This window comes from Serratia sp. 25CWL12 (assembly GCF_055790885.1).
The window spans coordinates 1,940,803-1,953,395 of the sequence record NZ_CM147698.1 but is presented as its reverse complement, the minus strand read 5'-3'; the positions used below and the strand labels follow the sequence as shown (position 1 = coordinate 1,953,395).

At 48.5% G+C, this 12,593-nt stretch carries 10 protein-coding genes and 3 pseudogenes; 5 read left to right on the top strand and 8 right to left on the bottom strand.

Going from position 1 to position 12,593, the window contains the following annotated elements:
- The first annotated feature begins 77 nt into the window (after positions 1–77).
- Positions 78–800, top strand: a complete 723-nt coding sequence (gene folM / locus ACX9GV_RS08495) for a dihydromonapterin reductase (RefSeq protein WP_023490881.1) — start codon at positions 78–80, stop codon at positions 798–800.
- Positions 801–911: 111 nt separating this feature from the next.
- Here folM and ACX9GV_RS08490 read toward each other — a convergent pair.
- Positions 912–1,124: pseudogene (locus ACX9GV_RS08490) on the bottom strand (autotransporter outer membrane beta-barrel domain-containing protein); the annotation flags it as partial.
- 177 nt (positions 1,125–1,301) lie between these two features.
- On the opposite strand from ACX9GV_RS08490, the gene ACX9GV_RS08485 reads away from it, so the two are divergent.
- The gene (locus ACX9GV_RS08485) at positions 1,302–2,120 is read left to right on the top strand and encodes a trypsin-like serine peptidase (RefSeq protein ID WP_473197722.1); all 819 of its coding nucleotides are present in this window, start codon (positions 1,302–1,304) and stop codon (positions 2,118–2,120) included.
- Between the two features lie 89 nt (positions 2,121–2,209).
- Here ACX9GV_RS08485 and hrpA read toward each other — a convergent pair whose 3' ends face one another.
- The 4 genes and pseudogenes from hrpA to ACX9GV_RS08465 form a co-directional block, all read right to left on the bottom strand.
- Positions 2,210–6,097 (bottom strand): ATP-dependent RNA helicase HrpA, encoded by a 3,888-nt coding sequence (gene hrpA / locus ACX9GV_RS08480; RefSeq protein ID WP_473197721.1) that lies wholly within the window; start codon positions 6,095–6,097, stop codon positions 2,210–2,212.
- Positions 6,098–6,235: 138 nt separating this feature from the next.
- The gene (locus ACX9GV_RS08475) at positions 6,236–6,559 is read right to left on the bottom strand and encodes a YdbL family probable chaperone protein (protein WP_023490885.1); all 324 of its coding nucleotides are present in this window, start codon (positions 6,557–6,559) and stop codon (positions 6,236–6,238) included.
- An 8-nt stretch (positions 6,560–6,567) separates the two neighbouring features.
- The gene (locus tag ACX9GV_RS08470) at positions 6,568–6,756 is read right to left on the bottom strand and encodes a YnbE family lipoprotein (protein WP_369794318.1); all 189 of its coding nucleotides are present in this window, start codon (positions 6,754–6,756) and stop codon (positions 6,568–6,570) included.
- Positions 6,757–6,761: 5 nt separating this feature from the next.
- Positions 6,762–9,370 (bottom strand): annotated as a pseudogene (locus tag ACX9GV_RS08465) (YdbH family protein).
- Positions 9,371–9,475: 105 nt separating this feature from the next.
- On the opposite strand from ACX9GV_RS08465, the gene ACX9GV_RS08460 reads away from it, so the two are divergent.
- Positions 9,476–9,904: a hypothetical protein gene (locus ACX9GV_RS08460; protein ID WP_473197720.1), complete on the top strand. Its 429-nt coding sequence runs from the start codon at positions 9,476–9,478 to the stop codon at positions 9,902–9,904.
- A gap of 154 nt (positions 9,905–10,058) precedes the next feature.
- Here the strand turns inward: ACX9GV_RS08460 and ACX9GV_RS08455 are convergent, their stop codons facing one another.
- Both ACX9GV_RS08455 and ACX9GV_RS08450 read right to left on the bottom strand, forming a co-directional pair.
- Positions 10,059–10,313, bottom strand: coding sequence for a putative hemolysin (locus ACX9GV_RS08455; protein ID WP_023490889.1), 255 nt, complete (start codon positions 10,311–10,313; stop codon positions 10,059–10,061).
- Between the two features lie 200 nt (positions 10,314–10,513).
- A complete protein-coding gene (locus tag ACX9GV_RS08450) occupies positions 10,514–10,846 on the bottom strand; it encodes a DMT family transporter (protein ID WP_023490893.1) in 333 nt (110 codons plus the stop codon).
- Between the two features lie 198 nt (positions 10,847–11,044).
- On the opposite strand from ACX9GV_RS08450, the pseudogene ACX9GV_RS08445 reads away from it, so the two are divergent.
- Positions 11,045–11,232, top strand: a pseudogene (locus ACX9GV_RS08445) (thiamine pyrophosphate-dependent enzyme); the annotation flags it as partial.
- 337 nt (positions 11,233–11,569) lie between these two features.
- The gene (locus ACX9GV_RS08440; protein ID WP_473197719.1) at positions 11,570–12,169 is read left to right on the top strand and encodes a nitroreductase family protein; all 600 of its coding nucleotides are present in this window, start codon (positions 11,570–11,572) and stop codon (positions 12,167–12,169) included.
- Between the two features lie 74 nt (positions 12,170–12,243).
- Here the strand turns inward: ACX9GV_RS08440 and ACX9GV_RS08435 are convergent, their stop codons facing one another.
- Positions 12,244–12,411, bottom strand: coding sequence for a YnfU family zinc-binding protein (locus ACX9GV_RS08435; RefSeq protein ID WP_255351343.1), 168 nt, complete (start codon positions 12,409–12,411; stop codon positions 12,244–12,246).
- Positions 12,412–12,593 lie beyond the last annotated feature (182 nt).

The window sequence follows — 12,593 nt, the reverse complement described above, 5'->3', positions numbered from 1 at the left end:
AGAGCTGTTAACGACTTTTTGACATATCATGGCATAATTCTTTTCATGTCTGTCAATTTGACTTGGAGTTTAAACCCATGGGATCTCACCACTCAGCCCCAGTACTGATTACTGGCGGTGCGCGCCGGATTGGACTGGCACTGGCCAAGTCGTTCTTACAACGCAATGTGCCGGTGATTATTGCCTACCGCAGTACTTACCCCACCTTGTCTGAGTTGAAAAGCCTCGGGGCAGTGTGCCTGCAAGGTGACTTCTCTACCCATGAAGGGATCTACGGTTTTGCCGAACAAGTAAAGCAGGTTGCCCCCAAATTGCGCGCAGTGATCCACAATGCCAGCGCCTGGTTGGCTGAGTCTGACCAGATCGCGCCAGAACAAGTGATGGCGTCCATGTTGCAAATTCATGTGTATACACCCTATCTGTTAAATCAATTACTCGAACCTTGCCTGCGTGACCAGGGCCCGGCTGGTGCTGATATTATTCATCTAACTGATTATGTGGTAGAAAAAGGCAGTGATAAACATATCGCTTACGCCGCCAGCAAAGCGGCGCTGGATAATATGACTCGCTCTTTTGCCCGCAAGTTTGCCCCAGAAGTCAAAGTGAATGCCATTGCCCCTGCACTGATCATGTTTAATAGCGATGACGATGAACAGTACCGGCAACAAGCATTGGCAAAGTCATTGATGAAAATAGCCCCCGGGGAAAACGAGGTGGTGAATCTGGTGGACTACTTGATGAATAGCCGTTATGTCACCGGCCGTACTCACAGTGTTGATGGTGGCCGACCGTTATGCTGATAAGGGCATAGCGTAATAGGATGGGGCACGCTATGCTGGGCGCCATTTTTATTATAAAAGCGTCGCCAATCATCACCCTAGGTGAAAATGGTCCTGACCTTTATAGGGCTACTGGGCAATATCGCTACCTAATTGCAAGACATAACGGTTGGCTTGCATCTTTAGCTGGTCATGATCATCACGGAAACGATTATGGCCCCCTTCGTTACGCATCAACATACTGATCACTTTTCGCTCCCCCGTCAGTGCGTCAATATATTGCGTCACGCCCACACAGTCATGCAGGCTGGTGACAAACATATGGTTGGCTGCGTGCAGAGTTGCCATTTTCTTTTACTTTTAATTTCCACCTTCCTTTCAGAAAGTCATGTAAAAAAGTCAATCGGATGTCATTGGTATCATCGATAAGTCAGTTTATAGTCGTTATATTTCGCATTGTTTGCTGCTGGATATTACTCACATTCAATGTTTGGTCGTTCCCTATTTTTTAGGTAAAAACCTATGCGCATACCGGTTTTATTGTGCTCATCTTTATTCGCTGTTGCCCTTCATTTGGCTCACGCAGCCACGCCTTCTGATACCTCAAAAGCAGAGCAGAAACGCCTGTTTTTTGGTAAAGATGACAGAGTAAAAATCAATGAGACCATTGATTGGCCGTGGCAAGCTATCGGCCAAGTAGAGACCGCCAGTGGTAACTTATGTACGGCGACCTTGATCTCCCCCCGCTTGGTCCTCACCGCAGGTCACTGTGTTCTTATACCACCAGGGCATTTGGATAAGGCGGTCGCATTACGGTTTATCGCTGGCAGCAACAGTTGGACCTATCAGATTGAAAATATTGAAACCTTGGTGGATGAAAAGTTAGGGAAAAAACTTAAAGCTGACGGCAAAAAGTGGATTGTTCCCAAGGCTGCCGCCGCTTATGATTTTGCGTTGATTCGTTTGAAAGATCAGCAACCACTCGCCATTAAGCCTTTGCCATTGTGGCAAGGAGACAGTAAGGGATTAATGCAAGTGCTAAAACAGGCAAGACGGCTGGTCACTCAGGCGGGCTACCCTGAAGACCATCTTGACTCTCTGTATGCCCATCTGGGGTGTAAAGTGACTGGGTGGGCTCAGCAGGGGGTGCTATCACACCAATGCGATACTTTACCGGGAGACAGTGGCTCACCACTGTTGTTAAAAAGTGCCGAAGGCTGGCGATTAATCGCGATTCAAAGCTCTGCGCCAGCAGCAGAAGATCGCTACCGTGCGGATAACCGGGCATTGGCTGTTACTGGTATTCGAGATGCGTTGACCAAGCTGTCAATGGGTCAGTGAACTCCCCTTTGATCACAAATTACAGCTCCGCTGTTATTCAACCACAGTCGCTTGAATAACAGCGGGAGCCCCCTGCGCAGGTCGATATTTTATAGTGAAAGTTGATCGATAGCCTGCATGATGCGTTTATCAGAAATCGGATAAGGCGTCCCCAACTGTTGGGCAAACAGGCTGACGCGTAACTCCTCGATCATCCAGCGCACCGCTTTCATCTCTTCATCCTGTTGACGTTTGGCTGGCAATTTATTCAACCACTGTTGCCAAGCAAGCTGTACCCGCTCTACCCGCAGCATTTGTGCCCGATCACGGTGTGGGTCGATCGACAGCTTATCTAAGCGGCGTTCAATCCCCTGTAGATAACGCAAGGTATCCGGCAGTCGGCTCCAACCGTTATTGGTGACAAAGCCACGGTAAACCAGGCCTGAAAGTTGAGCTTTGATGTCTGATAACGCCAGTGCCAACGCGATATCAACATGCCCTTTCAGACGTTTATTGATGTTGAATACTGTCGTTAAAATCTGTTCAACCTGCTTGGCAATATCTACCACCGTTTCATTTAGCTCGGCACGCACTGATTCCTGTAACCGGGCAAAGCTCTGCTCTTGCCAAACCAACCCACCATGCTCGGCCATCAGTTTATCGATACCACAGGCAATACAGTCATCGATTAATTCCAGCACCTTGCCATAAGGATTAAAATAGAGCCCCAGCTTGGCTTTATTCGGCAATTTTTCATGCAAATACTTGATTGGCGATGGGATATTCAACAACAGTAGACGGCGCGTTCCTTGCCACATTGCTTGCTGCTGTTCCTGCTCACTCTCAAACAAGCGGATAGCGACACTCTCTTTTTCATCTACCAACGCCGGATAGGCTTTAACGGAATAGCCTCCGCGTTTCTGCTCGTAAAATTCCGGCAATTTACCAAAGCTCCAGATATGCAGGTTGCTTTGCTCCAAGCCATCGTCCGCCACCGATGATAATGTTTGCTGCACGTTTGCTTTCAACTGCTGCTTTAAGAGCGCCAGGTCTCTACCTTCACGTAGGGTTTTCTGCTTTTCACCCACCACGCGGAAGGTCATTTTTAGATGATCGGGAACCGAATCCCATTGCCACGCCTCTCGTGACACCGTCACGCCGGTCATGCGCCGTAACTCTCGCTCCAATGAGTCCAATAACGGTAGTTCTTGTGATGTTACGCGGCCAATAAAGGCTTCGGCATAGTTTGGCGCAGGCACAAAATTGCGGCGTATTGGCTTGGGCAGTGATTTGATCAGCGCAATCACCAACTCACGGCGTATACCGGGGATCTGCCAATCAAAGCCCTCTTCTGCCACTTGGTTAAGAATCGGTAAGGGAATATGAACCGTGACACCATCCGCATCAGTCCCTGGCTCAAACTGATAGGTCAGCCGCAATTTCAGGTTACCTTGATGCCAATAATTAGGATAATCCAACGCGCTAACCCGGTTGGCCCCCTCTTTAATCAACATCTCTTTTTCAAAATTGAGCAGATCAGGTTGTTGCTTAACGGTTGTTTTCCACCAACGGTCAAAATGGCGGCCAGAGACAATTTCATTCGGAATACGCTGATCGTAGAAGCTGAACAAGGCTTCATCATCCACCAAAATATCGCGGCGGCGCGATTTATGCTCCAACTCTTCTACTTCTGCACGTAACTTTAAGTTAGCAGCAAAAAACGTATGTCTGGTCTGCCAATCCCCTTCGACTAAGGCATGGCGGATAAACAACTCACGGCACAGTAATGGGTCAATAGTGCTGTAATTGACCTGGCGAGCGGCAACAATCGCCAAGCCAAACAAGGTCACCTTTTCACTGGCCATTACCGCACCCTGGGATTTAGACCAGTGAGGTTCACTGTAATGGTGCTTAACCAGGTGTTGAGCCAGCGGTTCTATCCATTCAGGCTCGATACGCGCGGCAATTCGCCCCCACAAGCGACTGGTTTCCACCAATTCGGCGACCATCCCCCACTTTGGCGGTTTCTTGAACAAGCCTGAGCCCGGATAAATAGAGAAACGCGCATTGCGTGCACCGCTATACTCTTGTTTATCGTTATCTTTCTGCCCTATATGCGAAAGTAAACCACTCAGTAGCGAGGTATGAATACTGCGATAGTCAGAAGGCACACTGTTCACTGGCAGGCCTAGTTCTTTCACTACCTGACGCAATTGGGTGTAGATATCCTGCCATTCACGCACACGCAAATAGTTGAGGAAATCGCTACGGCATAAACGACGGAACTGGCTGGACGAGTTCTCCTTCTGCTGCTGTTGCAGGTAATCCCACAGGGAGACAAACGCCATAAAATCAGAGTCTTTATCAGCAAAACGGCGGTGTTTCTCATCCGCTGCCTGCTGTTTCTCCAGAGGCCGCTCTCGCGGATCCTGAATCGATAGCGCCGAGGTGATGATCATCATCTCACGCACACTGCCACTTTTCTGCGCTTCCAATACCATCCGTGCCAATCGCGGGTCAATGGGTAACTGGGCTAATTGACGGCCTTGAGGAGTCAATTGGTAGTGGCCATTGTCAGCGGTTTTAATCGCCCCCAACTCTTCCAAAAGCCGCACACCGTCCTGAATATTACGCTTATCGGGTGCCTCAACAAACGGAAAGGCGGCAATATCCCCCAGCCCCAACGAGGTCATCTGCAAAATAACTGAAGCCAGGTTGGTACGTAAAATTTCCGGATCGGTGAATTCTGGGCGCGACAAGAAATCCTGTTCCGAATACAAGCGGATGCAAATACCTTGCGACACACGGCCGCAACGGCCTTTACGCTGGTTGGCGGAAGCCTGTGAGATAGGCTCAATGGGCAGACGTTGTACCTTGGTACGGAAACTATAACGACTGATACGCGCTGTTCCGGGGTCAATAACGTATTTAATGCCCGGTACAGTGAGTGAGGTTTCGGCTACGTTGGTCGCTAACACAATACGGCGGCCTGAGTGACTTTGAAAAACCCGGTTCTGCTCACTGTTGGACAAGCGGGCATAGAGTGGCAACACTTCCGTATGCGGTAAATTCAGTTTATTCAGCGCATCGGCAGTATCACGAATTTCACGTTCACCGCTCATAAAGATCAGAACATCGCCAGGCCCTTCTCGCCCTAGCTCATCGACCGCATCAAAAATTGCCTGTAGCTGATCGCGCTCATTGTCATCCGCATCATCGACTACCGGACGATAACGAACATCAACCGGATAAGTACGCCCAGAAACCTCAATAATCGGCGCATGATTAAAATGACGAGAAAACCGCTGAGGATCAATGGTCGCCGAGGTAATGATCACTTTCAGGTCCGGGCGTTTAGGCAGTAACTCCCGCAGATAGCCCAAGATAAAATCAATGTTGAGACTACGTTCGTGTGCTTCATCGATAATCAGGGTGTCATACTGCAACAACTGTCGGTCTTGCTGGATCTCAGCCAGCAAAATACCGTCAGTCATCAGCTTGACCAAGGTATTTTCCCCCACCTGATCATTGAAGCGTACCTTGTAGCCCACGCTCCCGCCAAGTGGGGTTGCCAACTCATCAGCAATGCGGTTGGCAACGGTGCGTGCAGCCAAACGACGTGGCTGAGTATGGCCGATTAAGCCTTTAATTCCCCGCCCCAGCTCAAGACAGATTTTAGGTAACTGCGTCGTTTTGCCCGACCCGGTTTCACCCGCCACAATCACCACTTGGTGATCACGGATAGCATTGAGGATCTCTTGTTTTTTCTGGCTGACCGGCAGATTTTCTGGATAGGTAATTTTCGGGCATGATGCACCCCGCGACTGCACTTTTTGCAGCGCTCGGGTGATATCACTGTCTATCTCAGCAGCAATGGCCTGCTGAGCCTCTAAATTCTTGACTCTTTTGGCACCTTGCAACCGACGTTGCAGACGCACATGATCACGGAGCATTAAGTCATCCAGTCTAGATGACAATCCCGCGAGCGGAGATTTCACGTTGGGTATTCCTTATTATTCATTCTTTGCTTGAGCTGCCCGCATACCGTTTAAACAGATTAAAAACCGTACTGGCAGAACTCATTGCTATATCAATGTCTTATTACTTACTACTTGGCGCATGTAGCAAAACGCTTTTTATTTCTTCAACCACTGGCCATTAATGCCGCGTACATATTCACCCGCCGGCGCGCGTGTCACCAATTTCTGCCCCGCCAGGCGGGCGACACTATCGGGGGCGATATTATTGTTTTCTGCCACTTCCTGATATTTTTGCGAACGCCCCTGGTTAATTCTTTTCACCAAATCCAACGTTTCAGCATCCTGCTTCAATGGCGCAATGTAGCCACTCAGTGTTTCTCCTACGCGTCCTTGTTGCTTGGCTTCATCCAAAGTCAAAGCCTGCACCATCGTGCTGAATGACCAACTGGCAACTAGCCACCATAAATATCGGCGTTTCATCCTGACTCCTAAAAGAGACCGCTATGGGTTTTCAGCAGATTTTCCACATCGCTATCCACTTTGATACGGATTTCATGCTCAATTTTGACATTCATATTGATGGTAATCGGATCTTTGGGTGTTGCTACCTCAATACGCGGTACGCAAGCACTCAGTAAAGTGGCGCACAGTACAACTACCAGCGATGGCCTGGCCATGATATTCATTGTGTTACCCCAGGTTTAGAGAGGGCCTGTTCCAGCCACTCTTGTAAATTGTCACCAAAGCGCAGACTACGCCACAACTGAAACACATTTTCCTGATGGCTATAGTTTAAGATGATGGCACGCTTGGCATTTTTTTGCGTGTTTACCCCATCAATACGCGTTTTCAGCGTCAGTTCTCCCAGATTATCGAGGTCAACCTTAGCCTTTAAGTGGTTGATTTCGACATAACGTAACCAGTCAATAGCGGCACCTGTCGCCAGATTATTACCGCCGATAGCATCCGCCATCTCCTTATCCAACCGTAGCGTCAGCACCCCCGCATTGGCTATCCAACCCTGCTTTACCAACCATTGAGGATGGTTGAGGAAAAGGGGTAATTCACCGTCAATGCGACCTGACATGGCAAACTGTTTCGGATTAAGCACCGTAAACAGCTCGCTGAGGTCGATTTTATCGAGTTTGAGTACCGCAGCTTCATGCTGCGGCATACGCAAGGCTGAGAGGCTGATATGCCCATTAAGCATTTCCAGGCTGACGTTACTTAATGTCAGGGGATTGGCCTCGCTATAAGGGTAATTCCCTTGTAAGTCAGCGGTAATATTCTGTATGGCAAACAGGTTATTGAGTGACTTGATGCGCAGCATCACTGGCCGTTTGCCGCCTAATTGCCATAAATGGTTTTTTAGCCGGTAAGGTAACACAAAGTCCAAACCACTCATTTCCCCATCACTCAGCCACATGCCGCCATTACGGACCACCCAATGGCCGCCAGCCGTAAAACCTTGTCCGCGCGCTGCGGAAAACGCTGACTGGGCATAAAACTCCCCTTGCCGCAGTTTGATATTCAAATCCGCTGGCAATAACGGCTGAAATACCGTTAACGATTGTTTCGGCCACCAACCCTCACCCCTCAGGCGCTCACCATCCCAGCGGCCTCGCAGGCTTATCGGACCAATCTGCTCCGCCAACAAACGCCCCTGCCATTGGAAATTATCAGGCTCCTTGCCATTCAGTTGCAGGTCCAGCACCGTAGGTGGCAGATAGCTACCTTTACTGAAGCTCACTTTATCGGTAACCAGTTTAAGGCTGCCGGCAAATTGTGGCGCAATGGCCGTACGCTGCCAGATGATGGGCTGCTCAAGCGTCAAACGTGGTGCGGCTATAGTCACCTCGCCATATTTAAGCTGATTAAACCCGGTAGATAAACTCTCTAAGGTAATGCGTGTATCCTGCCAGCGCCCACTGCCTGCGATATCCCAGGTGGCCTGCAACGGTGGCAGTTTGCCATTCCCCCAGTAGCGCCATTGCCAGTTGCCCTTATCGGGCCAGAAATCTTTTGCCTGACCATCCAGATGCACATTGGATTGCCCCCAGTAATTATCGCTGACAGCAATAATCGCCTGTAAACGGCCAGTAATTCCCGCTGCCGTCACCGTTACCCCTGCAAGTGGCAGACGAGCCTCTTCCAACCGGATGCCATCCGCCGGCTCCCCCCACGCACGTAACAGCGAGCCAGGGAGTAACGTCAACGTGGGGTTAAGGATCGAACCATTAATCATGCCCGGAATGGAAGCACTAGCAGAAAAATCAGCAAGATTAGCCTGACCTGTAAGCTGGAAATTGAGATTGCTGTTGATTAAATCTACCTTACCTGGGCCTAAGGTGAGTACCGCATTACCTTTACCATTATGGCCAGTAGTGATGACATTGAGGCGAGCAGTAATTTGAGTGTCAGCCAGCCCTTTGCGCCAATCATCTAATGCCACACTCAGGCCACCACTAAGGGGTTGATCAATATAATGCCAATGCCATTCACCTTGCTCAATGCGAATCTGCTGAGGGGTTACTTGCCAGGGCAGGCTTGCCAAGGGGCGTGGACTCCCCTGTTCGGTTAACGTCAACAGGCCCTGCTGCTGTTGCCAGTGTAAATCCAACAACAACGGTTTTTCAAAGTAGGTGGTCTGTATTTCGCCTTGCAGAGAGCCCTGCGGCGGCAAACTATCCAGCGCGATGGGCAGAGTCATTTCCCCAGTCAGTTGTAACGGCTCCCCCCAGCGAATGGCTGGATAATGAATTGGTTGAGCGTTAACTGCTGATGTTCATCCAGTTCCGCTTTAACAGTAAGATTATCCCCCTGATAATCCAGGGAGAAGCGTTTGGCCGATGAAGCGAGTTGTACTTTACCGGCATAGGTTTGCCAGGGTGTGAGTGTCAATAGATTGATGCTGAGATTAAATGCTGGCAATTGGTTTTGTAGGCGATCCAGCGCCAGCGGAGGGCTGTCTGTCTCTACGGGGAGTTTCGACAAACAGGCTGTATCCACATTGAGTTGGTCACTGCTCAATTGCCACTTGCCGCGTTGATAAGACAAACTGAGCGCGTTGACAGTGACCAGGCTGCAATCCTGGGCATTAAAACGGACATTAGCAAGATGCAACGCCCCATGCTGCCAACGTAAAGGCCCTTGTAACACCAGTTGGCTACCTTGGGGCAACCAAGGCGCTACCACTCGGGGCAACCAGCTCGGTAAGGTTTGCCATAATGTCACCACCAGTAGCACGATTCCTGCTAATATCCCGATGGCTATTTTAAATTTTTTTGTCATCAAATACTGACTTTAACCTTGATAAACATCATCTACATCTACATGGCGCTAATGATGGCATGAATCACCTGCCAGGTGAAGAAATGGCTAACGCGGTGTACAAGGATGAAAGAGATGACCGGAGTAAGGAACACTCACATGGTTAATAAGAACGAACGCATCAAAGCACAGGTTAAACGCGTGGTGCTTGCCGCTTTGTTACCTGCCTTGGTAGGCAGCATGTTGATGTCCATCTTGGGGGTGTTCGTCACTGGTGAACTGGCAATCTTTGCCAAAGGGATGCTGATGTTCCCATTGTTTGCTTATTATGCGGTTGGGCTTCAATCCATTGTTTACTCTGTGATATTAGAATTTGTTATCAATCCTTATATTAAAAATCATCTGTTAGCCATAGCAGCCAGTGTTCTTTTCGGCGGGCTAGTGGGGGGTATGCAATTTGCCTTTTTCGGAGTGATTTTAGGGGCATTGACTGGGGCAATTGTGGGCGCTTATATTCGCCAACTTTATCGGCAGGCCACTCAATCAACTCAATAACCGCACTTAACCCTTGTAACACTAAGCCCCAAGCCATTGGCGGTGATACCGTGGTTTTCTCTTGGCGGCTTATACTGAAAGATGACCGGAGCCAAGGCGATTATTCTGGCCAATTTATCTCACCAATCCAGCTCCGGTAGTCAGCTAAGTGAGATTATTTGGCACAAGCAGTCATGCTGAGCGCTGAGTCTTCACACTGTTTACCATTTGGCAATTGGCACATCCTGATCGCGTCACCATTAAGTGTGTGGGTCATGGTGGTCACCCCGCCAACATTGGCACAATTCGTGCTGGTCGGAATCACGCCAATATTGGCGCTTGTGGCAAGCTGTGCGGGTTCTTCGTGGTTGCTACTGCAAGCAGCCAAAGAGAGTACGGCACCGACAAGCCACCATTTTGCTTTAAACATGATATCTCCCCATAAGACTGTAACTATACTGATAACTGATGTTGATAACTTACGTTAATAACTGCGAGAGAGCTATTACGCTGAACCTCTCATAGCCCCTTTATTATACTCAGCATTCTGTCCGACGCGTATGTTTTTTAGCCATAATCTTTGGGCATATTAGAATCGACCTATCCATGCAGGTAATAAATAACCCCTAATTAATGAGCTGATGCCTTTGACAATAGATTGATCACCAATACCCCGGCAAGAATCAACCCAATCCCAATGACTGCGGGTAAGTCCAATTTTTGCTGGTAAATAAATATTGCCGCAATAGAAACCAGCACAATCCCCATTCCGGACCAGATGGCATAAACAATGCCTAATGGCATGGTTTTCACGACCATTGACAGCCCCCAGAATGCAATAACATAGCCCACGATAACAATTAACGAAGGCCATAAGCGGGTAAACCCGTCCGCTGCTTTCAACATTGTCGTCGCAATCACTTCAGCGATAATCGCCATAATTAAATACATCAAACCAGTCATAATTCTGTTCTTCTTTCTGTCTTGGTCGCCTTGCCAATAGTCGCGTCTGGCACAGATTCCCGCCTCTCTGGCGTTAAGATAGGCAGGATGATACGTAACGATTAATTTAATATTAACCCCAGACAATAGGGTATCGCAGTGCCCCTATTGTCACCATCACTTTATGAATGAGCCCGTTATCTCCGCCATACAAACAGGTTAAATATCGCGTATAGCCCTTGTGAAGTGCACGGTGACGACTTGGCATTTAGCCATGAACAGACGATGCAGTTGACTGCAAGCGGATTTTGGCCGCTGTACCACTTCGATCCCCGCGTTCCCATGACGGCATGGCGGCATTGATGCTAGACTCTCGCCCACCCAATGAGGAGCTAGCAAATATTTTGAACTAATAACCGCGTTTTACCCGCCTGAGTACGTAAAAACTGCAAGTCGCAGCTGTACTGTACAAGATTGCCGAACAATAGTTGCAAGAAAAGCACCCTTTTCTTAGTCTACTGGCGAGTTAACAGACCTCGGCGTAAGCTCTTCTAGCGCAACCTCTTCGCGTCCATTTTTATTCTATTTTATTGAACCATTCTTGCAGTTTATTTTGATTTCAATTGATTTATGATTGTTCCATTATTTATCGCACCTTGATACGCCAATATGACCAACAACATCACTGAGCCAATGCCAGTGATCATGGCGCAAAGATAAATCACATTGCTTCAGGAGTCTTTCATGTCAGATAACTTTATTGCTCTTGCACAAAAACGCAGAACTATTTATGCCCTTGGGAAAAACTTGCCCGTTTCCGAGCAAAACGTCATTAATACCATACAGGAAGCCATCCGTCAGGCACCTTCAGCTTTTAACTCACAAAGCTCCCGCGCATTGATTCTGCTGGGTGATAAGCACGAAAAATTCTGGGATCTTACCCTGGAACAACTGCGCAAAATTGTGCCTGCCGCAAACTTTCAGCCCACCGCTGATAAAATTGCTGGCTTCCGTAACGCTGCTGGCTCGGTGCTGTTTTTTGAAGATCAGGATGTCATCCAAGGTCTTCAACAGCAGTTCTCAGCCTATGCCGATAACTTCCCTGTTTGGTCAGAGCACAGTTCTGGGATTGCGCAATATGGCGTATGGCTGGCTTTGGCTGAAAAAGGCATTGGTGCCAACCTGCAACACTATAACCCGCTGGTTGATAGCGATGTTCAGAGCACCTGGAATGTACCTACAAGCTGGAAACTGCGCGCACAAATGAACTTTGGTTCCATCGAAGCGCCTGCAGGAGACAAAGCGTTTATGGATGATGCTCAGCGTTTTATCGTTGCCAAATAATTGACTCCCTCCCTGCCCTAATTGAGTGCGCGGGGAGACCTAGCTTGGCTCCGTTTAACAAACGGAGCCTTAAATTATGGCTTATCGTCTCCACGTCGAAAGTAATAGCCACAGTGGGGGCAAATCATCGTCATATTTTTTCTTGATTTATGCGTACTCTGTTGAGCAGTGCGCGAACATTTAGGACATCTAACATCTACTGATTTGCTACCAAACATCTTAAAACTATCAAAGATTGACATATCTTTTATCCAGTAGAGACGTTGGATCCCAGTGTACGCTTAAATGCTGATGATTAGGCTTTTCAATTTTTTTTTCTGCTCCCATAGTGTTGCCAAGCCATTTTTTGCAATCAATCCGCAATAGGGGTTGTGAATGATCAAAACAAGGGGACTTAACAGCCACACCTTATCCCTTTAACGCC